The following is a 25392-nucleotide window of genomic DNA, read 5'->3' as shown; positions in this document are numbered from 1 at the left end:
AATTAAAATTACCGAAAGTAATTTCATTTGGTTATCTATCCGTGTAATCCTGAAACGGGTTCAGGACGGGGTAGAATTTAGCACCTTCTTTACGTGTAAAGGGTTGCTAAGGTTTCATAGGGTCTAATCCCTCCGCCTTTCTTGATAACATTTCAATAAGTGATTGAACTTTGTGAATGCAAATATTCGTTCAGAAAAAGTTAAAAACCTAATTTTTTTTGAAAAATTTTATAAAAACTTTATTTAGGTAAGTAAATATACTCTTCGAATACGTTATTTTTCACGATTAAGTACCTCGCTTCCCCTCAAGAAACTTATTTCTAATAACCAGGTCTATTGGTCTGTTTTCTATTTTAGATTCTAACCACGAAATAATATCTAAATACAAGAAAGCACGGCTTTGGTAAGGGTCATCTTCATACTCCTTTAATTTCTTGTGAAGTTTAATAAACTCCCCTTTCACTTCATTAGGATAAATATCACCTAAACCTCTCAAAAATTTAATAAACTCCTTTTGTACTTCATACAAGTCTTCCATTTTAATTAAAAACTTATAAGTACTTCTTATTAAAACATCAAGATTATAATCCAAACCTGCTTCATAATGAGCCACAAGATTTAAAATTCTTGAAAAACACAATAAGTCTTCACGCATTTGCAGGGACTTATTACTTATAATTTTTTCTAAAAAGTAAATACATTTTTTGTTTTCTCCTACCCCAAAATACATGCTCGCAATTTTATAATAGAATACCATAATATGGTGTTCGTCAATGCGATCTTTATAATTTCTTAACCGCTCTAATATTTCATCTATTAGAGGTAATCCATCTTTAAAGCTTCCATCAATAAAATGTAAATTAAACTTATTATTATAAATATATAAAAAAGCTAATCCGTCTACATTATCATCTATTGGAAACCATTTTTCTTTTGTAACAGCTTCTAAATTAAAAAGTACTTCCTTAAATTTTTCATACTGTCTTAAATAAAATAATGCTTCAAGTAAATAGTGGTTTCCTTTTAAAAAAAAGACAGGATTTAAAATAATCATATCCTTATTTTTATAAAACAAATCCACCCATTTAGAAGCGTATTTGTAGCTTGCTAAAAAATCTGAGGTTAAAAAACTATACCATAAATGGGCTTTATATAACCAAAGTTTTTCTCTAAAACCTAATTTATTAATATCATATTTTGGTAACCTGTCATTAAAATAGTTAGTGACTCTTTGATTTTCTTTATCATTTTTTATATAGCCTGTTTTTAAAAACAAACCATATAGTTGGAGTGATAAATTAGACAATTTACTGGCTATTACATTTTGCTGACTTAGTTCTTTTGCTTGTACAGATAGCTCGTCTGCTCTGTTATTAAGACTTCTGGTTATGTATTGAGATTCGATTATTTTTTCTAACTCAACAATTTCATAAGCTATGTTTTTTTCTTCGTTAGCTATCGCTAAACTTTTTGCTTTATCTAGTATCTTCAAACTTTGTTTGTAAAGTCCTTTATGGTACAAAATAGTCGCAAAATCTAACTGTTCCCGAATTTGAATTCTAACATTTTGATGGGATGGATTTAATCTTAAACTAATTAAAATTTGCTTATACAAATGCGCCTTTAAATTAGAAAGCTGCTGTTTTTTTACGATTCCTTTTTTAAGAATGGTAGCTTCATCGTAAACGGAAAGTTTATCCAGAATATTAAAAAGTGTCAAAAATTTTGAATCTTCATTTACACCTAAACGTCCTACATAAAGTTTAAACTGTCTCTTTTCAGATTTAGACAGTGACTTTATTAAAACAAACAAATTATCTTTTTGCTCTCTTGTCATAGTTGCAAACACAACACTAACATGTTGATTAACAGTTTTTTAATTAAACAATACGTAGGTTAAACATCGTAAAAACGAAAGCTTTAATCCTCGTTTTAGGAAACCAAAATATAAATTCGTAATACAATAAGAAAATATATTTATATAAATGTCTAATAATAACGTCCAAATTTTTGATACTACGCTAAGAGATGGCGAACAAGTCCCTGGCTGCAAATTAAATACTGAACAAAAATTAATTATCGCAGAACAGTTAGATAATTTAGGAGTTGATATTATTGAAGCTGGCTTTCCTGTATCAAGTCCTGGTGATTTTAAATCGGTTGAGGCGATTTCTAAAATTGTAAAAAACGCAACGGTTTGTGGGTTAACACGATCTGTTGAAAATGATATAAAAGTAGCTGCTGAGGCATTAAAATATGCTAAAACACCAAGAATCCATACTGGTATTGGAACATCAGATTCTCATATAAAATTTAAATTTAAATCTACACAAGAAGCTATTATTGAACGTGCTGTAAAAGCAGTTAGTTATGCTAAATCTTTTGTTGAAGATGTAGAGTTTTATGCTGAAGATGCTGGGAGAACTGATAATGAATATTTAGCACGTGTTTGTGAAGCTGTTATTAAAGCTGGAGCTACCGTTTTAAATATTCCGGATACAACTGGTTACTGTTTACCGCATGAATATGGTGCAAAAATTAAATACTTAAAGGAAAATGTTAAAGGTATAGATAATGCTATTTTATCATGCCATTGTCATAACGACCTAGGTTTAGCAACTGCTAACTCAATTGAAGGTGTTATTAACGGTGCACGACAAATTGAATGCACTATTAATGGTATTGGAGAACGTGCTGGAAATACTGCTTTAGAGGAAGTGGTAATGATTTTAAAGCAGCATCCATATTTAGATCTAGACACTAGAATACAAACTGAAATGCTTTACGGTATTAGTCAATTGGTTTCGGATAGTATGGGTATTTACACACAGCCTAACAAGGCTATTGTTGGTGCTAATGCATTTGCTCATAGTTCTGGAATTCATCAAGATGGTGTTATTAAAAATCGTGAAACTTACGAAATTATTGATCCTAAAGATGTTGGTGTTACAGAATCTGCTATTGTATTAACAGCTAGAAGTGGTAGAGCCGCTTTAGCATATAGAGCAAAAAATATTGGATATGAATTAACAAAACTTCAGTTGGATGAAATTTATGTAAATTTCTTAAATTTTGCCGACAAAAAGAAAGAAGTTAATGATAGTGATATCCATCAAATAATAGAAAGCAGCAAAGTATATAATGAAATAATTACTTCTGCTTAATTGAAAAAGAATTCCGAAAGGCGTAACTTTGAGGTTACTATTGAATTTGTCATTCCCAAAAAACGGGAACTAAAAATAAATAAATGAAACTAAATATTGCCGTTTTGCCAGGCGATGGTATAGGTCCAGAAGTTATAGAACAAGCCGTTAAGGTATTGAAAGCTATCGCTATGGAGTTTAACCATATATTTACTTTCGAAACCGGATTAGTAGGAGCTTCTGCTATAGAAAAAACAGGAGATCCTTTACCAGAAGAAACCATAACTATTTGTGAAAAAGCGGATGCTGTTTTATTTGGTGCTATCGGTGAGACTAAATACGATATAGATCCTAATGCTGAAATACGACCAGAACAAGGTCTTTTGGGGATTCGAAAAGTCTTAGATTTATATACAAATATAAGACCTGTTATAGCTTATGACGATTTACTAAATAAATCTTCATTAAAGATAAAACAAATTAAGGATACTAATATTCTTATTTACCGAGAACTTACAAGTGGCATCTATTTTGGACAAAAAGAGCTAAGTGAAGACGGTAATACAGCTTCCGATATTTGTGAGTATACCCGTTTTGAGATAGAACGCATTGCTCATCGCGCATTTAAAGCTGCTCAATCCAGAAAACGAAAACTAACACTGGTAGATAAAGCTAATGTTTTGGCAAGTTCTCGCTTATGGCGTAAAGTAGTTCAGGAATTAGCTCCAACGTACCCTGATGTAAAAGTAGATTATCTATATATAGATAACGCCGCCATGGAGCTTATAATTAACCCAAGACAGTTTGATGTTATTTTAACTGAAAACATGTTTGGAGACATCTTATCTGAAGAAGCCAGCGTTATTGTAGGTTCTATAGGTTTGTTAGCTTCGGCATCTATTGGCGACAAATATGCTATGTTCGAACCTATACATGGTGCTTATACAAAAGCTGCTAATAAAGGAATTGCTAATCCAATTGCGTCCATTTTATCGGCCGCTATGTTATTAGATCATTTTGAATTACATGAAGAAGCTGATTTAATTAGAGAAGGTGTCGATAAATCATTGAAACTTCATATTACAACACCGGATTTAAACACAAAATACAATCATGTAACCACCACTAAGGTTGGTGATTTTATAGAAGATTTTATAAATAACCCAGAAGAAACTAATTTAAATTTTACAAACATACATCTAGGACAGTCCACAATCATTTAATTATTTGAGTTAGTCACCAAAATTAAAATTATTGGGATTTACGAAAAGCACATCTAACCGATGTGCTTTTTTAATGATATAAATTTCAAAGCGCTTTAAAACGCTTCATCAATGATTTCTTTATTGGCTATAGCTCCTGCAGAAGTCCCCATGGCTACTGCATTTGACACAGAACGCTTAAATGTTGTATTATCACCACAAGCATATATACCTTGAACAGTAGTCCTTTGAAAAGGGTCTACTGAGATATATCCTTCCTCTGTTAATTCGCAACCTAATGTTTTTGGGATATCTGTGTGTTGAACAAATGGAGCTCTTGCGTAAATAGCTTGTATTGGTTTTTTATGCCTATTTTTAAAAATCACATACTCAACTTGTCCATTAGTCTGCTCAAAACTATCAATCTCTTCTTCTACTATTTTTATGTTATGTGCTTTTAATTTCCCTGTTTGTTCTTCTGTTAAGGTTGATTTTCCATTGGTAAAAAGCGTCAGATCTTTTGTCCAATTATTAATCATTTTAGAAAATTCAAAACCATACTCTCCATTTCCTAATATACCAGTTTTTTCATGTCTTACTTCATACCCATGACAATAAGGACAATGAATAACAGAAATGCCCCAGCTTTCTGAAAAGCCTTTTATGTCTGGCATAATATCTTTAACTCCTGTAGCAAATATTAGTTTCTTTGATATGAATTTGTCATTGAATTCCGTTGTTATCTCAAAACCTTCTAGAGTCTTTACCCCACTTGTTGCTAATCCAGCATAAAATTTTACAGCCTCATATTTTTCAACTTGCGCTCTTGCCTTTATTGAAATGTTTTTTGGTGTTTCTCCATCTTGAGTTAGAAAATTATGCGAGTGAGGTGTTTGTCTATTACAAGGTTTTCCACTATCAATAACTAAAACCTGTCTTAAAGACCTACCTAATGCCATAGCAGCTGAAAGACCAGAATAACTACCACCTATAATGATTACGTCAAAATTATTATTTGTCATTTTTCTATCTTTAAGTTTTTAAATTTGTAGAGACTCATAAAAAATTTACTTTACGATAATTTTTGACAAAAATACTAAAAATAATATTATTGCAATATTGTCGCGTTAACAAATCATGAAGAGAAGAAAGACACAATCACAGGAAGAAATTTTAACAATTTTAAAAGATTCAAAATCAGCATTAAACCATGATATGCTGCAAGCTAAATTAACTAAAAAGGTTGATAGAGCTACCATTTATCGTATTTTAAACCGATTTAGCGACGATGGTATAGTACATAAAGTTATTGGTGACGATGGTAAGCAATATTTTGCCTTCTGCTTAAATTGCGATGAAGAAAAAAAGCAGCATACGCATAATCATTTTCATTTCAAATGTCTTAAATGTGGTAAAATGGAGTGTCTTAAACACGAAATTGACGTGTCTTTACCAAAGGGATATACTTCAGAAACTTTCAATGGGTTAATATCTGGTTATTGTAGTGACTGCTCATAATTTTCATTCCGATTTAATATCATCCTCCGTTTCAAATTGCCCGTCATAACCAGCAGATATTATCAAAAAACCTTTTTCATTTCCTTTAATGACATAATTATAAGGTCGACCCCAAGCATCTTTTATCCAGCTTTGTTTCATTGGATCATTCCCAATTAGTTCATCTATTTCTTTAGGGTACTGCTCGAATTTTTCATTCCATTTTTCTATTCGATCACTTATTTGAGAAATTTCTTTTTTAGTTCTTTTAGGAAAAAGAAATGCGTTTTGATAACTAAGAAATATAAACGCAATGATACTCACAACAATTAAAAGTTTGATAATTACCAAAGCACTTGGTTGAAAAACATACTTTTGGATCGGTCTTTTAATTCCGTCTTCTTTTTCTTTTTTACTTACCCGCTTTCGATGTTTATAATCTTCACGAATGAGGCCAAAATCTACTAAAGTTTCTAATATTAATTCAATCACTCAAATACTCCTCAGTTATTTATTATGATATTTAAATATACTTTCTATTTCTGATGAAACGTATTCGATACAAATTCTAAAACATCAGGAAGTGATTCTCTCCAATACGTCCAGGTATGCCCGCCATCTCTAATTCTAAATTCATGTTGTACGTCTTTTTTACGAAGCGCAATATGTACGAGACTATTTCCTTCGTATAGAAAATCGTCATCACCACAATCAATATACCATTTTACAGATTCAACCTGTTTTTTGGTCATGGACTCTATAAGTGGTAACGCACTATGTGTTGAGAAATATTTTTCTGCATCGGTATCACTGATTTCTAAATTATAATACTGTTTTGCCATTTTTTTTACTTCACCAACAGTTAATGGACCCGTATAAGCACTTAACGGACATGCCGATGAAAATAATTCGGGGTGATGTAATGCATACATAAAAGAGCCTCCACCGCCCATAGATAATCCTGCAACAGCCCTATATCGTTTTTCTCTTTTTATACGATAAGTCGTTTCCACGTAAGGCATAAACTCTTCAAAAAAATAGTCTTCGTAATTCCAATCACCTCTTGCGTCATTAAAATAACCTAAGCGTTTCGTTTTTGCATCAGGCATAACGATAATCATAGGGGTTGCTTTACCTTCTTTTATGGCTTTATCTGTAATATGCAGCACTTCTCCAAATTGAACCCAACCTGTTTGATCATCACCAGCACCGTGCAATAAATATAAAACAGGATAATCTCTTTGAGACGTTTCGTAATCTGGCGGTAGGTAAATGGCAAAGTTTCGATCTCCTTTTAAGATTTTACTCGTGTGAGATAATTTATCGAAGACCTTTCCTGTTTGTGCAAAACTTGAGAAAGAGACTATTAAACAAAAGCCAAGAAATACCAGTCCTTTTTTCATTGTACCTATTTTTTTATTTACTCATATAATAGATTCCAATTTACTTAATATTAATTGCAATAATACTTTATTCAGGAAATTTAACACACGTTTTTCTATACAGAAGATATAATATACTACTTGAACATGTATCGTGCATGATTAAATTAATCAGGAAACTTAGCTCGTATTTTATCTAAACTTAAATTATGAATACTACCAACATGTGTATGATGCTTAGAGGTATCTGGAACATAAGTACCGTCTTGCACTTCTCCACCAATTTTCTGGTAAGCTTCTCTAAAACTTTGCCCCTCTACAACTAAGGTGTTTATATTATCTACCGTAAATAAGTATTTGTACAGATCGCTATTAATATCTATATTTTTTACAATGATTTGTTGAATGGAATAATTAAAAATATCCAGAATATCTTTTACTTCCTCAAAAGCTGCAATGATGTTTTCTTTTAATAACTGAAAATCTCTATGATAACCACTTGGTAAATTATTGGTTATTAAAATCATTTCGCTTTGTAAAGCTTGTATTTTATTACACTTTCCTCGAATTAATTCAAATACATCGGGGTTTTTTTTATGAGGCATGATACTACTCCCTGTAGTTAATTCATCTGGGAAAGAAATGAAACCAAAATTCTGGCTCATATACAAACAGATGTCCATAGCAAAACGAGACATGGTATTAGACAGACTACCTAAACTGGCAGCGATGGTTCGCTCGCTTTTCCCGCGACTCATTTGGGCAGCAACTACATTATATTTTAAGGTAGAAAAATCCATTTCTTTGGTAGTTAATTCTCTATCTATAGGGAATGAACTACCATAACCTGCAGCCGACCCTAACGGATTTTGGTCTACTGTTTGAATGGCAGCATTTAGTAAGTATACATCGTCTATCATTAACTCTGCATAGGCAGAGAACCATAATCCAAAAGATGATGGCATAGCCACTTGTAAATGCGTATACCCTGGTAATACTTTATCTTTATGGGTTTCTGCTAATTCAAGAAGTGTGGTAAAGAAGGATTTTGTTTTTTCTTTTATTATACCCAAATTCTCTTTATAATATAAGTGTAAAGCCACTAAAACTTGATCGTTTCTAGAACGCGCTGTATGGATCTTTTTGCCAACCTCACCCAGCGATTTTGTGAGTTCGAATTCTATTTTAGAATGTACATCTTCAAATTGAGGGTCAATAACAAACGTACCGTTTTCAATCTGGTTTTCTAAAACCTTTAGACCTCCTAACAATTCAACTAATTCTTCAACAGTTATAATGCCAATCTTTTGAAGCATTTTAGCATGTGCTTTGGATGCAATAACATCATACTTCGCAATATGAATATCTATTTCTCTATCGTTTCCAACAGTAAATTGTTCTATTTTTTTATCGATTGATATGCCTTTATCCCAGAGTTTCATTTCCTTAATGTTTATTTGTTTATTAGGTTGATTTGTTTAAACGATTACACGATTCAACAATTCAACATAAATTTTAATACCTTCCTCAATTTCATTCACATAAATAAATTCATCTGCCGAATGTGAACGTGTGCTATCTCCTGGCCCTAATTTTAACGATGGACAGGATAATACCGCCTGATCAGATAGTGTTGGTGAGCCATAGGTTGTTCTACCAATGGCAATACCTGCTTTAACCAAATCGTGATCTATAGGAATGCTTGATGAATTTAAACGTAAGCTACGAGGTGTAATGCTTTTACAAGGTGACTGTTCTTGTAGTATTTCTGCAATTTCAGCATTGCTGTAAGCATCATTTACACGAACATCAACAACTAAATCTAAATGTGCTGGTACGGCATTGTGTTGCTTTCCTGCATTAATTTGCGTTACTGTTAGTTTTACATCTCCTAAGGCTTCCGATCCTTTTTCAAACTTAAAGTCTTTAAACCATTGTAATACGTCAATAGCATTATAAAGTACATTATCATCGTTAGGGTGCGCTGCATGACTTGGTGTTCCCGATACAACTGCATCAAAAACGACTAGACCTTTTTCGGCTACTGCTAAATTCATCAGTGTTGGCTCTCCTACAATCGCTACGTCAATTTTTGGAATAACAGCTAACATACTGTTCAATCCGTTTGGCCCACTGCTTTCTTCTTCTGCCGAAGCGACGATTACTAGGTTATATTTTAAATCTTCTTGATTATAGAAATGAGTAAATGTCGCAATTAACGACACTAAACATCCACCTGCATCATTACTTCCTAAACCATATAATTTACCATCTTCTACAATGGCTTTAAATGGGTCTTTAGTATAAGCACTGTTTGGTTTTACGGTGTCATGATGGGAATTTAGCAATAATGTTGGTTTGCGTTCATCAAAATACTTATTAATGGCCCAAACATTATTCTGCGTCCTTTTATAATCGATTTCATAACGCTTAAACCAATCTTCTATATGCCATGCTGTTTGATCTTCTTCTGAAGAAAAAGATTGTGTTTCTATCAACTTTTTTAAAAGTGATATGGCATCGTTTGTTAATTCTTGTTGCGTCATGTTATAAAGTTATGGTTGTAAAATTATCATTTTCTTTGGTTAACATGGATGTGTTTCCCATATTAATTGTACTTACTCCGTTATTTAACGCATCAAAACAATTTTCCAATTTCGGTAACATCCCATCAGCTATGATACCTTTTTCTAATAACTCCCTATAAGTCTTTGAGTTAATATGTTTTACTACCGAATTCTTATTGTTTATATCTTCTAAAACACCATTCAATTCAAAACAATAATAAATAGATGTTTCATACAAATGGCTCATCCCTACAGCTACCTGAGACGCAATAGTATCTGCATTGGTGTTTAATAATTGTCCATGACCATCGTGGGTGATCGCACAAAAAACAGGCGCAAAATCGGCTTGAATTAATTTATCTATAGATTCGTGAGCGACTCGTTTAACGTCTCCAACAAATCCAAAATCGATTTCTTTTACAGGTCTTTTATCTGAGGTTATACTATTAATATCGGCACCAGTTAACCCAATGGCATTGGTATTTAAAGACTGGAGTTTAGCAACAATATTTTTGTTTACCAGACCGCCATAAACCATTGTGATGACTTCTAAGGTTTCGGCATCTGTAATACGTCTGCCGTTTATCATTTTAGATTCAATCCCTAATTTAGATGCCACCAATGTAGCACGTTTGCCGCCTCCATGTACTAAGATTTTCTTTCCTTCTAAATTAGAAAATAGTTTTAAAAAGGCCTTTAAAGATGTTTCGTCTTCAATAATGTTGCCTCCTATTTTTACTATGGATAATTTTTCCATTTTAATTTATCTTATTTAGGTTTCGACTGCGCTCAACCTGACATTTCAACTTTAATTTACCTTGATCGGAGTCGAAAGACTCGAAATATAGACACTTCGACTTGTTTCGCAAGCTACTTTCAATAAAAATATATTTTCATTTTCAGCAATGCTCAGTGTGACATTCGTAATCCGAATAATCTGTTACAAGTTTTCCAATAATTTTTTAAGCACTAATTGCGCTGCATAGGTTCTGTTATTAGCTTGTTGAATCACTAATGAACTATCGCTATTTAAAACAGCATCTTCTACGACTACATTTCGTCTTACTGGTAAGCAGTGCATAAATTTAGCGTCACCAATTTTGTCTTTGGTTATCATCCAATTAGGATCTTCACTTAAAACCTTACCATAATCGACATAAGAACTCCAGTTTTTAGTATATACAAAATCGGCATTTGCAAAAGCTTCTTCTTGATTGTGAATTATTGGAGTATCCCCAGTAATTTTAGGATCCAAATCGTAACCTTCTGGATTTGTGATCACAAACTCAACATCCATTTTTTGCATGGCTTGAGTAAAGCTATTTGCTACTGCATGAGGTAAGGTTTTAACATGTGGTGCCCAACTTAATACGACTTTTGGTTTTGCAACTTTAGTGTGTTCTGAAATGGTTAACGCATCTGTTAATCCTTGTAATGGATGTCCTGTAGCACTCTCCATGTTCACAATAGGAACGGACGCATATTTAACAAACGATTTTAAAACCTGCTCGCTTTCATCTTTTTCTTTATCCTTCAACGTTGGAAATGCTCTTACTGCAATAATATCACAATATTGCGATACTACTGCTGCTGCTTCTTTTATATGTTCTGCCGTAGTTCCGTTCATCACTGTTCCATCTCCAAATTCGATACCCCAAGCATCACCAGATACATTCATAACAATTGGATTCATCCCTAAATTTAATGCTGCTTTTTGCGTACTTAAACGGGTACGTAAACTAGAGTTAAAGAATAATAACCCGATGGTTTTATCTTTTCCTAATGCTAAGTGTTTTAAAGGGTCTTGTTTTATAGCTTTTGCTTCGGCAATCCACGAATCGATGTCATCTATGTCGTGTATGGAGGTGTAATGTTTCATTGTTTCATTGTTGTTGTTTTAGACCTAGTCAGGTTTTAAAAACCTGACAGGTCTACATTATTTTGGTAAACGGAATTTTATTTTCGATAGCATTCGTTATAAAGTTATCTTCTAATCCGTTTACTATCCATGTTTCTACGTTTGATTTTTTTGCTACTGAAATGGCATCTATTTTAGATTGCATGCCTCCAGTACCATGAGTAGATTTAGAGTTTACGACTTGATTCTTTAATTGATCAAAGTCTTCAACGAGTTCTATGGTTTTTGGGGTGCCATTTTCTATGGATTCTTTGGTATAAATACCATTTGTGTTGGTTGCTATTATAAACAGATCGGCATTTAAAAGCGACGCGGTAAGTGCTCCTAATTTATCATTATCTCCAAACTTAATTTCGTCGGTAGCGACCGTATCGTTTTCATTAATAATAGGGATGTAATTATTATTAACAAGTACATTTATAGTATTTACGATATTGGTTTTGCTTTCCTGTTTTTCAAAATCTGAATAGGATAATAAACATTGCGATGTTAGCAATCCGTATTCTCTGAAAATCTCTTGATAAATCCTTATAAGATGTGGCTGACCAATAGATGCGAGGGCTTGCTTTACAAAAACATCTTTTTGTTTACTTTCCAACTTTACAAACTGTTTTGCTACTGCGATCGCCCCAGAACTTACAATAATAAATTCACAAGTATCTTGTAATTGTGCCATTTGGTTTGCAATGTCTTCAATCTTACCTCTAGAAATATTATTAGTTTCTTTGGTAAGTGTATTAGACCCAACTTTAAGTAATATTCTTTTTTTCTTCATGGTTATCTTATTTGTCCATTTCCATGAACATACCATTTATTAGTTACCAAATGTTGCAAGCCTATAGGGCCTCTTTGGTGTAATTTATCGGTGCTAATAGCTAACTCGCCTCCCAAGCCCAGTTGTCCGCCATCTGTAAAACGTGAAGATGCATTGTGATACACGGCAGCGGTATCTACATTCTCCATAAATAATTTAGCTTCAGTTTCATTGGTTGTCACAATAACTGATGAGTGTCCGCCAGAATATTTATTTATCATGGCAATAGTGTCCGCATTCGATGTTATTTCTCCAACAACAATCTTATAATCTAAAAACTCTTCATACCAAATATCATCAGATTCAAATGCTTCAATCTCATCAAACTGACAGGTTGCTTTATCTCCTAAAATCTGAATATTAGATGCCTTTAATTTAGAAATTAAGTCTTTTATGAAGGCCTCTTTATTAGGAAGGTTTTTATCAATTAAAACTTTATCAACCGCATTACAAGCCGATATTTTTGATTTCCCATTGATAATCACGTCTATGGCGATATTTAAATTGGCTTCTTTGTGTACATACACAAAGTTATTACCACGACCACTAATGATAACCGGACAGGTTGCATGTTGCTTCACAAAGGCAATTAAACGTTCACCGCCACGAGGTACTATTAAATCAACTTTCTGTGTTGGTTTTTCTAAAAATGCTTGCGTTTCTGTTCTGTTAAATTGTAAATACTCTACCCAATCTGTTGATGCTTCATTTGCCTTTAAAGCTTCATGCCATAAGGCAACAATTTTTAAGTTTGACTTTAGAGATTCTTTACCACCTTTAAGTAATATTTTATTACCTGATTTAAAAGCAATACCTGCCGCTTCAACGGTTACATCTGGTCTAGATTCGTAAATAATTAACACAGTCCCAAACGATGCTGTTTTATTATAAACCTGCATCCCGTTATCATGTTTAAAACTAAAGCGTTCTACCCCAACAGGATCTTCTTGAGATGCTAAATGTGTTACTGAGGCAATCATTTCGTCCACCTTGGCATCATCCACCTTAAGTCTGTCGTACATTGAAATATCATCCCCATCGTATGCTTCTAAATCTGTTTTATTAATCGTAATAATGGCATTTCTTTCTTGTTCTAAAAGCACTGCCATTTTAAGTAGTACGGCGTTTCTTTTTTCTATGGATAATAAGGTATTCATTTTTTTAGTATTCAGTTGTTCTAGTGTTCAGCTTACAGTCTCAGTGTTCAGTCTCGCTATATTCGTTAGCTTCTTATGTGATTTCTCCTTTTGGTCGAAATGACTCAATACTATTAATATGGCTTTGTCATGTCGATATGAATCACGATTGAGACATCTCATAATATTATAGTTTAAACTGTTTCTTGTATTTCTTCTAAAACCTTTTTAAGAGCTTCAAAAAATTGATCTACGTGTTCTTTTTTAATAGTTAATGGAGGTAAAATCCTTAGTAATTTCTTGTTGGATGCGCCTCCAGTAAATATCTTATGATTATATATTAATGCTTTGCGGATATTTCCAACTTCAAAATCGAATTCTAAACCTAACATCAAACCTCGTCCTTTTATGTTTTTTATCTGCGGAACAGCTTTTGCTTTTTCAATAAAATATTCAGAAATGTTATTTGTGTTTTCAATAAGATTTTCTTCTTCAATCGTATTTAAAACAGCTAAACCTGCCGCACATGCTAAATGATTCCCACCAAAGGTCGTTCCTAGCATACCATATTTGGATTCAATATCTGGGTGAATTAAAATCCCACCTATTGGGAAACCATTCCCCATCCCTTTGGCTAAAGAAATTATATCTGGCGTTACATTATAATGTTGAAATGCGAAGAACTTTCCTGAACGTCCATAACCACATTGAATTTCATCTGCAATAAACATCGTGTTATTGGCTTTACAGAGTGCATCTACTTGTTCGAAAAATTCTACAGTGCCTTGATCTAATCCACCAACACCTTGTATAAACTCAACAATTACAGCACAAACATCACCTTTTTCTAATTCTCTTTTAACACCTTCAACATCATTTAAAGGCAAGATTGTTACAGCTTGTTGTGCATTTATTGGCGCAATAATACTTTTGTTATCGGTTGCTGCTACAGCTGCAGATGTTCTTCCATGAAATCCATTACTAAAGGCCACCACACGTTTTTTACCAGTTTTAAAGGACGCTAATTTTAAAGCATTCTCGTTGGCTTCTGCTCCAGAATTACATAAAAACAACTCGTAGTCTTGACACCCAGAAAGTGCTTCAATTTTATCTGCTAATTGCTTTTGTAATGGGTTTTGAATCGCATTGGAGTAAAACCCTAAGGTGTTAACTTGGTTCGTGATTGCCTCCACATAATTTGGATGTGCATGTCCGATAGAAATCACAGCATGCCCTCCATAAAGATCTAAATATTCGGTTCCTTCGTTATCATAAACGAGAATGTCTTTCCCAGAAACGGGCGTTACATTATATAATGGATAAACGTCAAATAATGGCATTTTAATTCTTTTTAATTTGATTAATTTTTTCAAATGATGATACGATACCTTGTATTAAGGCTGAGCTCAAACCTTGATGTTCCATAGCATTTAAGCCTTCAATGGTGCATCCGCTAGGTGTTGTTACACGATCAATCTCCTGCTCTGGGTGTCTTCCAGATTCAATTAATAGACTCGCAGAACCAAAACAAGTTTGTACAGCCAAATCATGCGCCTCATGTGCTTCAAAACCTAATTGAATAGCGCCTTGTGTTGTCGCACGCACCAAGCGCATCCAAAATGCGATACCACTAGCGCAAATAACCGTAGCAGCTTGTATTTGTTCTTCTGGAATGACCATGGTAGTTCCTAACTGATTAAATATATTTTTTGCTAATTCAATTTTCCCTTGGCCTTTATCATTCGCTGAAAGACATGTCATGGATTTCCCTATTGAGATTGCTGTATTCGGCATCACACGAATGATATTTTTATCGCTTCCAATAATACTTTCTATTCTTGAAATCTCGTAACCAGCAGCTACAGATAGCACCACATGATCAGCTTTTATAAGTGGTGCAACATCTTTCAATACGCCTTCAATATGTCTGGGCTGTAATGCAAAAAGAACAATATCTGATGCTTCAACTGCTTTAGCGTTATCGCTTGTAATCGTAACATGAGGTTCTTCCTCAAAAGTTTTTACTGCCGATGTATTTTTATCACTTAGATACAACGATGTAAATGACTTATTCTTTATAAGCCCTTTAGCGATTGAACTTCCTAAATTCCCTGTTCCTATGATTGCTATTTTCATTTGAATACTTTTTTTTATCATTCCCTCAAAGGAGGGAATCTTATTCATGGTTCTTTTAGTTTCAAGTGGATTCCTGCCTTCGCAGGAATGACAATTAAAATATTTTTTAAAAGTAGGTAGCTTTTAACTGCAACCCAGTTGTTTCTTCAAATCCAAACATTAAATTCATGTTTTGAATCGCTTGACCAGACGCTCCTTTTAACAAGTTATCAATCACGCTTGTAATCAACAACTTATTATTGTGTTTATGTAAATGTATAATACACTTATTCGTATTTACCACTTGTTTTAAATGTATGGCCGCATCTGAAACAAAGGTAAATTTGGCATCTTTATAAAAATCTTTATACATCGAGATCGCTTCCTCAATCGTACCTTCAAAATCCGTATAAAGAGTTGCAAAAATGCCTCTTGAAAAATTCCCTCTATTTGGCATAAACAAAATCTCTGATGAAAAATCATTTTGTAATTGATTTACAGATTGATTAATTTCTCCTAAATGCTGATGCGTAAACGGTTTGTAATACGAAAAGTTATTATCCCTCCATGTATAATGCGTTGTTGCCGATAATGATGTTCCTGCACCTGTGGCTCCTGTTACGGCATTAACATGCACATCGTTATTCAACAAATTCTTTTCTGCTAATGGTAATAATGCTAATTGAATAGCAGTTGCAAAACAGCCTGGATTGGCAATATAATTAGCAGATTTTACAGCTTCTTTTTGCAATTCTGGTAAACCATACACAAAGTTTTTACCATCAAAAATGGTATCTTTTTCTAATCTGAAATCGTTTCCTAAATCAATAATTTTTGTTTTATCTGAAAACGTATTGTTTTCTAAAAACTTTACTGAATTTCCATGACCTAAACATAAAAACAACACATCGACATCTGGATTAACGGTATCAGTAAATTTCAAATCTAAAGATCCCACTAAATCCTGATGGATATGACTAATTTTATTACCTGCATTGGATGTGCTGAACACAAAATTAATAGTCGTTTTTGGATGCGACACTAATAATCTCACCAACTCTCCTGCTGTATAACCAGCGCCTCCTATGATACCAACTTCTATTTTTTCCATTTTATACAATTTATTACTGTGTTTGCTAGACCTGTCAGGTTTTAAAAACCTGACAGGTCTCACAGCTCCTTTCCTTAAGAGTTTACTTGTTGATATATTTTATTTTGATTTCCAATAATTTTAATGAATCCTTTGGCTTCGTCTGCAGTCCATCCTTTATTGACTTCTCCGTAGCTTCCAAACTTAGCATTCATTAAGTCATGTTCTGACACAATACCATCTAATGAGAAGTGATATGGTTTTAAAGTCACTGTTACATCACCACTTACTTGCTCTTGACTACTTTGTAAAAAGGCTTCGATGTTTCTCATGACTGGATCTAAATACTGTCCTTCATGTAAATGCATCCCATAAAAACTTGATAAATATTCTTTATGTTGAAGCTGCCATTTGGTAAGTGTATGTTTTTCTAATAAATGATGTGCTTTTATTGTAATTAAAGCTGCTGCTGCTTCAAAACCAACACGTCCTTTTATACCTACAATGGTATCACCAACATGAATATCTCTTCCTATGGCATAGGCAGAAGCGAAATCATTTAATAGTTCAATATTAACTTCTGGTGCATTTTCTTGACCATTCAATGCAACAAACTCTCCATTTTTAAATGTTAGTGTTACTTTTTCTTCACCTTCTTTTTCTAATTGAGATGGATAAGCTTCACTTGGTAATGGTTTTTCAGATGCTAAGGTTTCAGATCCTCCAACACTAGTTCCCCAAAGCCCTTTGTTTATTGAATATTGTGCTTTCTCCCAAGACATATCAATTCCATTAGATTTTAAGTAATCTATTTCCTCTTGCCTAGTTAATTTCTGATCTCTAATTGGTGTAATGATTTCAATCTCTGGAGCTAAAGTTTGAAAAATCATATCGAATCTCACCTGATCATTTCCCGCCCCTGTACTTCCATGCGCAATATATCCTGCACCGATACTTTTTGCATATTCTACAATCTCGATGGCTTGAATAATTCTTTCTGCACTTACAGATAGTGGATAAGTATTGTTCTTTAAAACATTACCATAGATTAAATATTTTACTACTTTTTGATAAAATGTAGCAACTGCATCTATATTTTTATAAGTAGTCACACCCATTTTATAGGCATTGCTTTCTATATGTCCAATTTCTTCTTTTGTGAATCCGCCTGTATTCACGCTTACTGCATGGACATCATATTCTTTAGATAAACTAACTGCGCAATAAGATGTATCTAATCCGCCACTATATGCTATTACTAATTTCTTCATTACTTTACTTTTTTATCCTTTTTTAAAAACATGGTTTCTTTAATATGTTTCAATCTTTTAAAAACCTTTTCTTTTACTTTTCTTGATTCCTTTTTTTCTTTTGACTTTCCGTCGTATAGCATCCCTGTACACAAACACATTTTACGATTGGTGCGTGTTAAAACGTCATAGTTCTGACAGGTTTGACAACCATCCCAAAATGTTTGATCGTCTGTTAATTCTGAAAATGTCACAGGTTTGTATCCTAAATCACTATTTAATTTCATAACAGCTAAACCTGTAGTAATACTAAATACTTTGGCATCGGGGAATTTTGTTCTTGAATGCTCAAATACTTTATGCTTTATTTTTTTAGCAAGACCTTTACCTCTATAGTTAGGGTGTACAATTAAACCTGAATTCGCTACGAACTTTCCATGACCCCAAAGTTCTATATAACAAAATCCTGCAAATACGTCGCCGTCTATAGCAATAACAGCATTACCATTTTCCATTTTTGTCGAAATATATTCAGGGGTACGTTTGGCTATACCTGTACCTCTAACCATTGCTGATTCTGCAATGGTTTCGCAAATAATTTCTGCGTATTTAGTATGTGATTTATTGGCAATTACAATCTCCATGTATTTGGATCTATTTTTTTATTTGAATTTTAACCTTTTTTTGATTGCTGAACTGGACTCACCTAAGTTCAAAAATTGAAGTACACCCTTACGGGCGACGCGGAAAAATACGGCGCATAATTTGTGTGTTAACTAAGAAATTAACTTGATTTTGAAATGCTATAAAAAATATTTTGGACACTATGAAAAAATTAAAATTACGTTTTGGTTTTGCTATCAGGAAGATTAGATACAGCGGCGGCTATTGCGCGCGGGCAAACCGGGAACAGAACAACGTATTTTATTTTTTAAATTTATCATAGCACAAATCTAAAACTTTATTTAATACAACTTGTAAAAATGAATCGTTTTTTCATGAAAATTATTAATATCTCGATATTTTAATGTTTTTGTTTTAAATAATGCAATGATACTTTTATTATTTAAAAACTTGTCTATTCATAATTCCACATATAGAAGCTCCTTTTTATAAGTTGTTATAATACATCTGCCAACTCACTTTTTAGAAGACGGTGTTGATTTTAAGGCAAATTCAAGTTTTATTAGGTTACAGCTCTTCCAAAACAACGGAGATTTAGCCCCATGTTGCCATGACTACTTTTAAGAAAATAAAGATCCCTCTAGATATTTAAGAATATAAAAGATATATGTAACATATGTTATATATATCCTATATTTGGGTGTATAAAGAACATATGTTCTTTATACTATTGTTAGCCACAATTAGAACATAGTAATGACAAAAAGTCTAAAAGAATTAAAGAAAGAGGATTGGAACAGACTTTTTCCAATTGAATTGGTTGACCACAACCCCGAATGGAAAAATATTTACAGAAAAGAAAAACAACGGATTTTAGATAAAGTTGGAACAGAAAAAATATTACGAATTGAGCATTTCGGGAGCACATCTATTACTTCAATCAAATCCAAACCCTACATTGATTTAATGATTGAAATTCCAAAAGAATTACTATTTGATGAAAAACTAATTGACAAATTAGCTGAGTTAGGATATTCTCATTTTAAAGTTCCTGCAAGAGAAAACATAGATGAATATTCAACATTTGGAAAAGGATACAATGTTGATGGCACGAAAGAACAGATTTTCCACATTCATATGTGTCCTAAAGACAATGCCATGTGGGAACAAATTGACTTTAGAGACTATCTAAATACAAATAAAAAAAGAGCAAAGGAATACGAAAACTTGAAACTTGAATTAGCTTCTAAATTTAAAAATGATAGAGGAGCTTACGTTTTAGGAAAAACAAATTTTGTTAACGAAACAATTAATTTAGCAATCAAAAAATGACAACATTTCCAGTTATAACTTCTACACTTTCAGCAAAAGAATTGGGCGAGTTTATAAAAGATAAGTATCAATTGAAAGAAGATTTCAAATGTGAACTATTTAGAACAGGAATGAATCACACTTACTTTCTTTCTAACAATAAAGATAAATACGTTTTAAGAGTTTACAGTCATAATTGGAGAACAAAATCTGAAATCGTCGAAGAAATAGAACTTTTAAAGTTGCTGAAAGAAAATAATTTAAGCGTATCCTTTCCTATTCAAGATAAAAATGGAGAATTGATTCAAGAAATAAATGCACCAGAAGGAATTAGGTATGTTGTACTTTTCTCATTTGCTCAAGGTGATAAAATTAGATTTATGGATAATGAGACTTGTCTCGAAATAGGTTCTCTAATGGCAAAAATTCATAATCTTACTTCAGATAAAACTATTAACCGAGTTTCCTACGATAAAAAATCGCTTGTAGAACAACCTTACAATTATTTAAACCAATTCTTTTCTGACAAACTACCAGAAATGGAATTCATTAAGGAATTCGGACAAGATTTTAGAGATACAGATTTTGACAATACTCAAAATGGAATTCTACATATGGATATTTGGTATGATAATATGGCTGTTACAGATGAAAGAGAAATCACAATTTTTGACTTTGACTTTTGTGGGAATGGAAATCAAATTTTAGATGTCGCATACTTTTGCAAACAGCTTTTTTTCATAGAATCGGATAAAGAAAAGTATGAATCAAAAGTTCAGAGTTTCCTGAATGGGTATAGAAAAGATAGGAGTTTATCGGAAAAGGAACTTGGGCTAATTCCGAAAGCTGGAGCTTCTGTTTTTGTTTTTTATCTTGGAATACAAGCGCAAAGATTTGATTGGTCAAATATTTTTTTGACTGAAAATTATCTAAAAATGTTTGTTGGAAGAATAAAATCTTGGCTAGAATATTACGAAAAGAAAGAAATAACTGTGGCTAACAAAGTATAAAAATAATGCTTAAGTTTATTCCTAAATCTAAACGATAGTGCTCTTTTGGTCACTCTGATTTTCCTGCGGAAAATCCTCGGACACAAAACCGCACTATTCTTATACAAACACGTTAGCACAAAGTTTAAAAACATGAATTCGTTAAAAAAAATTTCGATTAGATTTCTTTTAGTGTACTTAATGCTTTATATTTTTCCTTTTCCATTTTCTTATATTCCTTTCGGAATTGGTGATACTATTTCAAAATTTGTGGCTTCTTTTTGGGAGCAGTACACTACTTTATTCGCCAATTTCATCTTTGGTTATAAAAAGAAAATCTCTTTCATTGGAAGCGGGGACAATACCTACGGTTTTCTTTTACTTGCGACCCGACTTTTAAGCTCCTTAATTATAATCTTAATTTGGTCAGGATTAGATAGGTTAAAAAGAGATGAAAAATCTTTGTGGACTTATTTAATTGTTGCTTTGCGCTATTATTTAGCTTTCATAATGTTTTTTTACGGCTTTTTGAAAATCTTTTACTTACAATTTACCGAGTTAGATTTTTTCGATTTGACACGAACTTTTGGCGATTCATCTCCTATGCTACTATTATGGCGATTTATGGGATATTCGGAAGCATATTCTGTTTTTACCGGTTTAATTGAAGTTCTGGGAGGAATATTTCTCTTATTCAGGCATACAAAATTGTTGGGAGGGTTTATAACCTTTGGAGTAATGTTGCATGTCTTTATATTAAATATGACTTTTGATGTTCCTGTTAAAATTCTTTCATTTCATCTCTGTTTTATCGCTCTAATTATTATAAGTTCAAATATTAAAAATGTCTATCATTTTTTCTTTTTAAACAAACCAACAATTCCTAATCAAATTGAACCTTATGTCCTAAAGGGTATTAATAGGTATGGGGTTTACTTTTTAAAAGGGTTTTTAATCTGTTTTGTCCTGTTTAATATAATTAATAAAAACGTAAAAAGAAAAAAAGAAAAAGCAGAACCTAGTACACTTTACGGCTTATACCATGTGAGTGATTTTACTGTTAATGGTAATTCAAAACCACCATTAACAACTGATAAGCAAAGATGGAAAAAACTCATTATAGACAAGAGAAGTAGCAAGATTATTAACATGGATGATAGCGGAATGGCTATGCGTCATGAAATTGACACAACTTCTAAATTGTTAACATTAATATCCTATTCTAATGATGATGTAAAATTCACTTTAGAGTATAAGAAAAAAGATAGTGTTCTATATTTAAAAAGTATTTTAAACAATGATACTATTAACATTACTGGTTTAAAAAAAGATAGAGAGGATTTCTTTCTTATTAAAAGAGGTTTTAACTGGATTAATGAATTTCCAGTACAACGATAATTTAAACAAAAGATAAAAACCATGTGCTAACACAACCTATAAACAATACGGGCTTCGCGCTTAATCGAATGGTTTGTGTATTTTTATGATGTCCGCAAAATCTTTGAGATTTTGCTTTAAACAAGGAAAAGAAAAAACAAAACAAAAAGATTTTGCTATGTGCGTGGCGGAAAGCAAACACTAGTTTGCTCCCGTACTATTCATAGCTCAACCGTCAGTCTGTCTCAAAACTCAGATTCGCTCTCTGAGAATTGAGTATTTTAAAATTTTTAAAGACAGGTATCCGAATACATATGTTATAAAATTGGGTTTTGAGACAGTCTGCCGTTATGGGCAATTCTCCACATAAAAAAACTCTATTAATTTCTTAAGCTAACGAGTCAAATTTTGTATAAGAAAATTATACTAAATTTAAACGTTAGTCAGAATTAAAATGAACATTGCGATTATAAAAAACGAAAAGAACTAATTTTTATGAAAAAGGAAAGAAATAGGGAAATATTAATAAGAGTACGCATTAAATTATGAACCTTTCATAAATTAAAAAATAGTGTTAATTGCTAATAAACATAATTGGCACTGCTTTTGATTATAATTTAAAATGAAAAGACTACTTATATTTTGTATTGCCATAGCTTTTTTTTCTTGTGAAAAAGATGATGATGGATTTCCTAAAGATTGCCTTACTGAAAAAATAAGCACTAACGACAAAATAAATGGAGGTTCTATTCTTCAAGTTTATAGGCTTAGAATCGATGGAAAGATAATTGATTTAGCTCAAAAAACTAATATTAATTGGGTAACACTATCTCCTTTAGTACAATTGGAAAAGCTATGTGATAATCATCCATGTTTTGATATAAATGATGAAGTTGAGTTAATGAAAGTTGTTATTCCTAATATGATACAAAGTGGAATAAATAATATAATGTTAAAACCTTTGACGTCTTTTTGGACTGTAAATGGTTCTGGTTTTTGGGGAGATTTTTATGTAAACACCGAAGAAGAATGGAAGCCCATAGAAAAAACATATACAGAACTGTTTTACGAATTTGCAAAACTCTCCGAAGAATTTCCTGAAGTAAAATTACTGTCTATAGGTAACGAGCTAAAAGAATTTACAAAAAGACGCCCTCAATTTTTTAAAACATTGATTACTAGTATTAGAAAAGACTTTCCTAATATAAAATTAACTTATTCAGCCAATTGGGATGAGTATCAATCGGTTTCTTTTTGGGAGGATTTAGACTATATAGGTGTAAACTCCTATTTTCCTTTAGTTAATAAAGAGACACCTACTGTTAACGAAATTAAACAAGCTTTTAACCCAATAAAGAATAACCTTAAAGACTTGTCCTGTACCTACGATAAACCCATCTTATTTACAGAGTACGGGTATAGAAGTATAGATTACGCAGCTTGGAAAGCTTGGTTATTAGGAAACGTTTCTAATACTAATCATAATTTTGAAGCTCAAAACAGAGGTTATACTGCTTTTTATGATACTTTTTGGGATGAAGATTGGGTTGCTGGAGGTTTTTTTTGGGAATGGAAAATACTTTCAAATGAAGAGATTAATAATCCTAATGAAAATGGTTGGTATGTTAACGATAAACCCGTAGAAGAGATTATAAAAGAAAGATACTCAAAATAAAAGCCCATAACAAAGTGTAAAAATAATCCCCGCTCCGCAAAGTCTCCCGACTTAGCGGAACATTAATCAACCAAGCGTATAAAATTTGAAAGAAGGTTACATTATACGAGATCAAGAAAAAATACATTTTATTACTGCAACAGTAGTAGATTGGATAGATGTCTTTACGCGAAAGTCTTATAAAGATATTGTTATTGATTGTTTAGCTTTCTGCATAGAAAATAAAGGCATGCTTTTGTATGGTTATGTTATCATGAGCAATCATATACATTTAATCATTCAATCTAAAGATGGTAAACTATCAGATTTAATAAGAGATTTAAAAAAATTTACGGCTAAAAGCATATTAGAAAAAATCAAAAACGAACCCGAAAGTAGAAGAGAATGGATGCTAGAAAGATTTAAAAAAGCCACAGAAACCCATAGTAGAAATACCAACTATCAATTTTGGCAATATGGAAATCATGCAGAGGAAATATATTCGTACAAGTTTATGTGGTCTAAGTTAGACTATATCCATTTAAACCCCTGTGCGTGCCGGAATTGTAGAAAAAGCATCTTATTATAGATATTCTAGTGCGAGCAATTATGTGAATAACGAAGGTTTAATTGAAGTTGAAATTATAGATAATCCTGTAATAGACGTTTTAAAGAAGTCATCAATTACAAAATATAATCAGTATTGAAAATGAAAGTTTTATATGAATATTTTCGAAATTATAATGACCTCAAAGTCGGGAGGCTTTGCGGAGCGGGGCAACAACCTAGTGGAATCTAAATTCAGGATAAAAAACTATAAATTATATTCTTTCAGAAAAATATACGTCGCATATTTCGGACAATGGAACCTCTAATGCTTGACTTATTTTGAATAAAGTATGAATAGTAGCATTAGTCCTTCCTTGCTCAATTCTTGAAATATTCGTTGTATCAATTCGTGCCTCTATTTTACCGACCAAATCCACCTGCGTTAAACCTTTTTCTAGTCTAATTCTTTTTATGTTCTGACCTACAATTTTTAAAACTTCTGACTTTTTCATACTTGCCATATTTGACAAGTCAATAAAAGGTTTATATTTGCATATGTTAATGCCATATATGACAAGTTTTATGAAAAAACAAGAAATAGATTTTTCTAAATTAGTTAATGATTGTTCACTTTCTCCAGAGGAATTCGCAAAATGCCTAGATTTGGGAGTCGAGATGATGTTCTATATAGAAGAGGATACTTTTGACCGAAAAGATATTCAGAATGTTGTTTTTGCTATAAAAAGAATTATCGATAACTTAAGGAAATAAGAA

24 protein-coding genes, 1 pseudogene and 1 riboswitch are annotated in these 25392 nt (G+C 32.4%); of the genes and pseudogenes, 9 read left to right on the top strand and 16 right to left on the bottom strand.

Going from position 1 to position 25392, the window contains the following annotated elements:
• Nucleotides 1-28 precede the first annotated feature (28 nt).
• Nucleotides 29-151, bottom strand: a riboswitch (SAM riboswitch).
• A gap of 135 nt (nt 152-286) precedes the next feature.
• Nucleotides 287-1837 (bottom strand): hypothetical protein, encoded by a 1551-nt coding sequence (locus Q4Q39_RS08340; RefSeq protein WP_303281951.1) that lies wholly within the window; start codon nt 1835-1837, stop codon nt 287-289.
• Nucleotides 1838-1985: 148 nt separating this feature from the next.
• Between Q4Q39_RS08340 and Q4Q39_RS08335 the strand changes: the two genes are divergently transcribed.
• Nucleotides 1986-3164: a 2-isopropylmalate synthase gene (locus tag Q4Q39_RS08335; protein ID WP_303281950.1), complete on the top strand. Its 1179-nt coding sequence runs from the start codon at nt 1986-1988 to the stop codon at nt 3162-3164.
• A gap of 83 nt (nt 3165-3247) precedes the next feature.
• Nucleotides 3248-4366 (top strand): 3-isopropylmalate dehydrogenase, encoded by a 1119-nt coding sequence (gene leuB / locus Q4Q39_RS08330; RefSeq protein ID WP_303281949.1) that lies wholly within the window; start codon nt 3248-3250, stop codon nt 4364-4366.
• 95 nt (nt 4367-4461) lie between these two features.
• On the opposite strand, the gene Q4Q39_RS08325 is transcribed toward leuB, so the two are convergent.
• Entirely contained in the window at nt 4462-5367 is a 906-nt protein-coding gene (locus tag Q4Q39_RS08325) for an NAD(P)/FAD-dependent oxidoreductase (protein WP_303281948.1), read from the bottom strand.
• Nucleotides 5368-5482: 115 nt separating this feature from the next.
• Between Q4Q39_RS08325 and Q4Q39_RS08320 the strand changes: the two genes are divergently transcribed.
• On the top strand, nt 5483-5863 hold the full coding sequence (locus tag Q4Q39_RS08320; RefSeq protein WP_303281947.1) for a Fur family transcriptional regulator: 381 nt from the start codon (nt 5483-5485) through the stop codon (nt 5861-5863).
• A 3-nt stretch (nt 5864-5866) separates the two neighbouring features.
• On the opposite strand, the gene Q4Q39_RS08315 is transcribed toward Q4Q39_RS08320, so the two are convergent.
• From Q4Q39_RS08315 to Q4Q39_RS08255, 13 genes are all read right to left on the bottom strand, one after another.
• Nucleotides 5867-6334: a type II secretion system protein GspG gene (locus Q4Q39_RS08315; RefSeq protein ID WP_303281946.1), complete on the bottom strand. Its 468-nt coding sequence runs from the start codon at nt 6332-6334 to the stop codon at nt 5867-5869.
• Between the two features lie 44 nt (nt 6335-6378).
• Nucleotides 6379-7245 (bottom strand): alpha/beta hydrolase, encoded by an 867-nt coding sequence (locus tag Q4Q39_RS08310; protein ID WP_303281945.1) that lies wholly within the window; start codon nt 7243-7245, stop codon nt 6379-6381.
• A 146-nt stretch (nt 7246-7391) separates the two neighbouring features.
• Entirely contained in the window at nt 7392-8666 is a 1275-nt protein-coding gene (argH, locus tag Q4Q39_RS08305; protein ID WP_303281944.1) for an argininosuccinate lyase, read from the bottom strand.
• A 36-nt stretch (nt 8667-8702) separates the two neighbouring features.
• Nucleotides 8703-9770 carry a M20 family metallo-hydrolase gene (locus Q4Q39_RS08300; RefSeq protein ID WP_303281943.1) on the bottom strand — a complete coding sequence of 356 codons (1068 nt, stop codon included), beginning with the start codon at nt 9768-9770 and terminating at the stop codon, nt 8703-8705.
• Between the two features lies 1 nt (nt 9771).
• On the bottom strand, nt 9772-10548 hold the full coding sequence (argB, locus tag Q4Q39_RS08295) for an acetylglutamate kinase (protein ID WP_303281942.1): 777 nt from the start codon (nt 10546-10548) through the stop codon (nt 9772-9774).
• 183 nt (nt 10549-10731) lie between these two features.
• Nucleotides 10732-11670, bottom strand: a complete 939-nt coding sequence (locus Q4Q39_RS08290) for an N-acetylornithine carbamoyltransferase (protein ID WP_303281941.1) — start codon at nt 11668-11670, stop codon at nt 10732-10734.
• A gap of 52 nt (nt 11671-11722) precedes the next feature.
• Nucleotides 11723-12484: a glutamate 5-kinase gene (gene proB / locus Q4Q39_RS08285; RefSeq protein ID WP_303281940.1), complete on the bottom strand. Its 762-nt coding sequence runs from the start codon at nt 12482-12484 to the stop codon at nt 11723-11725.
• A gap of 2 nt (nt 12485-12486) precedes the next feature.
• On the bottom strand, nt 12487-13680 hold the full coding sequence (locus tag Q4Q39_RS08280) for a glutamate-5-semialdehyde dehydrogenase (protein ID WP_303281939.1): 1194 nt from the start codon (nt 13678-13680) through the stop codon (nt 12487-12489).
• A 173-nt stretch (nt 13681-13853) separates the two neighbouring features.
• Nucleotides 13854-14999 carry an aspartate aminotransferase family protein gene (locus Q4Q39_RS08275; RefSeq protein ID WP_303281938.1) on the bottom strand — a complete coding sequence of 382 codons (1146 nt, stop codon included), beginning with the start codon at nt 14997-14999 and terminating at the stop codon, nt 13854-13856.
• A gap of 1 nt (nt 15000) precedes the next feature.
• A complete protein-coding gene (gene proC, locus Q4Q39_RS08270) occupies nt 15001-15795 on the bottom strand; it encodes a pyrroline-5-carboxylate reductase (RefSeq protein ID WP_303281937.1) in 795 nt (264 codons plus the stop codon).
• Between the two features lie 106 nt (nt 15796-15901).
• The gene (gene argC, locus Q4Q39_RS08265; protein WP_303281936.1) at nt 15902-16885 is read right to left on the bottom strand and encodes an N-acetyl-gamma-glutamyl-phosphate reductase; all 984 of its coding nucleotides are present in this window, start codon (nt 16883-16885) and stop codon (nt 15902-15904) included.
• Nucleotides 16886-16959: 74 nt separating this feature from the next.
• Entirely contained in the window at nt 16960-18135 is a 1176-nt protein-coding gene (locus Q4Q39_RS08260) for an argininosuccinate synthase (RefSeq protein WP_303281935.1), read from the bottom strand.
• Entirely contained in the window at nt 18135-18758 is a 624-nt protein-coding gene (locus tag Q4Q39_RS08255; RefSeq protein WP_303281934.1) for a GNAT family N-acetyltransferase, read from the bottom strand. Before Q4Q39_RS08255 ends, Q4Q39_RS08260 begins: the two co-directional genes overlap by 1 nt.
• A 736-nt stretch (nt 18759-19494) precedes the next feature.
• Here Q4Q39_RS08255 and Q4Q39_RS08250 point away from each other — a divergent pair.
• The 5 genes and pseudogenes from Q4Q39_RS08250 to Q4Q39_RS08230 all read left to right on the top strand — a co-directional run bounded on the left by Q4Q39_RS08250 (nt 19495) and on the right by Q4Q39_RS08230 (nt 24776).
• A complete protein-coding gene (locus tag Q4Q39_RS08250; protein ID WP_303281933.1) occupies nt 19495-20070 on the top strand; it encodes a GrpB family protein in 576 nt (191 codons plus the stop codon).
• A complete protein-coding gene (locus Q4Q39_RS08245; protein ID WP_303281932.1) occupies nt 20067-21059 on the top strand; it encodes a phosphotransferase in 993 nt (330 codons plus the stop codon). The genes Q4Q39_RS08250 and Q4Q39_RS08245 overlap by 4 nt, the downstream gene beginning before the upstream one ends.
• Nucleotides 21060-21191: 132 nt before the next feature.
• Nucleotides 21192-22436, top strand: a complete 1245-nt coding sequence (locus tag Q4Q39_RS08240) for a hypothetical protein (protein WP_303281931.1) — start codon at nt 21192-21194, stop codon at nt 22434-22436.
• 601 nt (nt 22437-23037) lie between these two features.
• On the top strand, nt 23038-24090 hold the full coding sequence (locus Q4Q39_RS08235; RefSeq protein ID WP_303281930.1) for a glycoside hydrolase family 113: 1053 nt from the start codon (nt 23038-23040) through the stop codon (nt 24088-24090).
• An 85-nt stretch (nt 24091-24175) separates the two neighbouring features.
• Nucleotides 24176-24776: pseudogene (locus tag Q4Q39_RS08230) on the top strand (REP-associated tyrosine transposase).
• 114 nt (nt 24777-24890) lie between these two features.
• Here the strand turns inward: Q4Q39_RS08230 and Q4Q39_RS08225 are convergent.
• Nucleotides 24891-25130 carry a helix-turn-helix domain-containing protein gene (locus Q4Q39_RS08225; RefSeq protein WP_303281929.1) on the bottom strand — a complete coding sequence of 80 codons (240 nt, stop codon included), beginning with the start codon at nt 25128-25130 and terminating at the stop codon, nt 24891-24893.
• Nucleotides 25131-25200: 70 nt separating this feature from the next.
• Here Q4Q39_RS08225 and Q4Q39_RS08220 point away from each other — a divergent pair, with 70 nt between their 5' ends.
• Nucleotides 25201-25389 (top strand): hypothetical protein, encoded by a 189-nt coding sequence (locus Q4Q39_RS08220; protein ID WP_303281928.1) that lies wholly within the window; start codon nt 25201-25203, stop codon nt 25387-25389.
• Nucleotides 25390-25392: the final 3 nt, after the last annotated feature.

Source organism: Flavivirga amylovorans, from assembly GCF_030540875.1.
Taxonomy (GTDB): domain Bacteria; phylum Bacteroidota; class Bacteroidia; order Flavobacteriales; family Flavobacteriaceae; genus Flavivirga; species Flavivirga amylovorans.
Note: the sequence above shows the minus strand (reverse complement) of the source record. Positions and strands in the feature narration are given on the sequence as shown.

Coding starts and splice junctions, on each gene's coding strand:
- Q4Q39_RS08340 (WP_303281951.1), bottom strand. CDS start 1,837: ATGACAAGAGAGCAAAAAGATAATTTGTTTGTTTTAATAAAGTCACTG.
- Q4Q39_RS08335 (WP_303281950.1), top strand. CDS start 1,986: ATGTCTAATAATAACGTCCAAATTTTTGATACTACGCTAAGAGATGGC.
- leuB (WP_303281949.1), top strand. CDS start 3,248: ATGAAACTAAATATTGCCGTTTTGCCAGGCGATGGTATAGGTCCAGAA.
- Q4Q39_RS08325 (WP_303281948.1), bottom strand. CDS start 5,367: ATGACAAATAATAATTTTGACGTAATCATTATAGGTGGTAGTTATTCT.
- Q4Q39_RS08320 (WP_303281947.1), top strand. CDS start 5,483: ATGAAGAGAAGAAAGACACAATCACAGGAAGAAATTTTAACAATTTTA.
- Q4Q39_RS08310 (WP_303281945.1), bottom strand. CDS start 7,245: ATGAAAAAAGGACTGGTATTTCTTGGCTTTTGTTTAATAGTCTCTTTC.
- argH (WP_303281944.1), bottom strand. CDS start 8,666: ATGAAACTCTGGGATAAAGGCATATCAATCGATAAAAAAATAGAACAA.
- Q4Q39_RS08300 (WP_303281943.1), bottom strand. CDS start 9,770: ATGACGCAACAAGAATTAACAAACGATGCCATATCACTTTTAAAAAAG.
- argB (WP_303281942.1), bottom strand. CDS start 10,548: ATGGAAAAATTATCCATAGTAAAAATAGGAGGCAACATTATTGAAGAC.
- Q4Q39_RS08290 (WP_303281941.1), bottom strand. CDS start 11,670: ATGAAACATTACACCTCCATACACGACATAGATGACATCGATTCGTGG.
- proB (WP_303281940.1), bottom strand. CDS start 12,484: ATGAAGAAAAAAAGAATATTACTTAAAGTTGGGTCTAATACACTTACC.
- Q4Q39_RS08280 (WP_303281939.1), bottom strand. CDS start 13,680: ATGAATACCTTATTATCCATAGAAAAAAGAAACGCCGTACTACTTAAA.
- Q4Q39_RS08275 (WP_303281938.1), bottom strand. CDS start 14,999: ATGCCATTATTTGACGTTTATCCATTATATAATGTAACGCCCGTTTCT.
- proC (WP_303281937.1), bottom strand. CDS start 15,795: ATGAAAATAGCAATCATAGGAACAGGGAATTTAGGAAGTTCAATCGCT.
- argC (WP_303281936.1), bottom strand. CDS start 16,885: ATGGAAAAAATAGAAGTTGGTATCATAGGAGGCGCTGGTTATACAGCA.
- Q4Q39_RS08260 (WP_303281935.1), bottom strand. CDS start 18,135: ATGAAGAAATTAGTAATAGCATATAGTGGCGGATTAGATACATCTTAT.
- Q4Q39_RS08255 (WP_303281934.1), bottom strand. CDS start 18,758: ATGGAGATTGTAATTGCCAATAAATCACATACTAAATACGCAGAAATT.
- Q4Q39_RS08250 (WP_303281933.1), top strand. CDS start 19,495: ATGACAAAAAGTCTAAAAGAATTAAAGAAAGAGGATTGGAACAGACTT.
- Q4Q39_RS08245 (WP_303281932.1), top strand. CDS start 20,067: ATGACAACATTTCCAGTTATAACTTCTACACTTTCAGCAAAAGAATTG.
- Q4Q39_RS08240 (WP_303281931.1), top strand. CDS start 21,192: ATGAATTCGTTAAAAAAAATTTCGATTAGATTTCTTTTAGTGTACTTA.
- Q4Q39_RS08235 (WP_303281930.1), top strand. CDS start 23,038: ATGAAAAGACTACTTATATTTTGTATTGCCATAGCTTTTTTTTCTTGT.
- Q4Q39_RS08225 (WP_303281929.1), bottom strand. CDS start 25,130: ATGAAAAAGTCAGAAGTTTTAAAAATTGTAGGTCAGAACATAAAAAGA.
- Q4Q39_RS08220 (WP_303281928.1), top strand. CDS start 25,201: ATGAAAAAACAAGAAATAGATTTTTCTAAATTAGTTAATGATTGTTCA.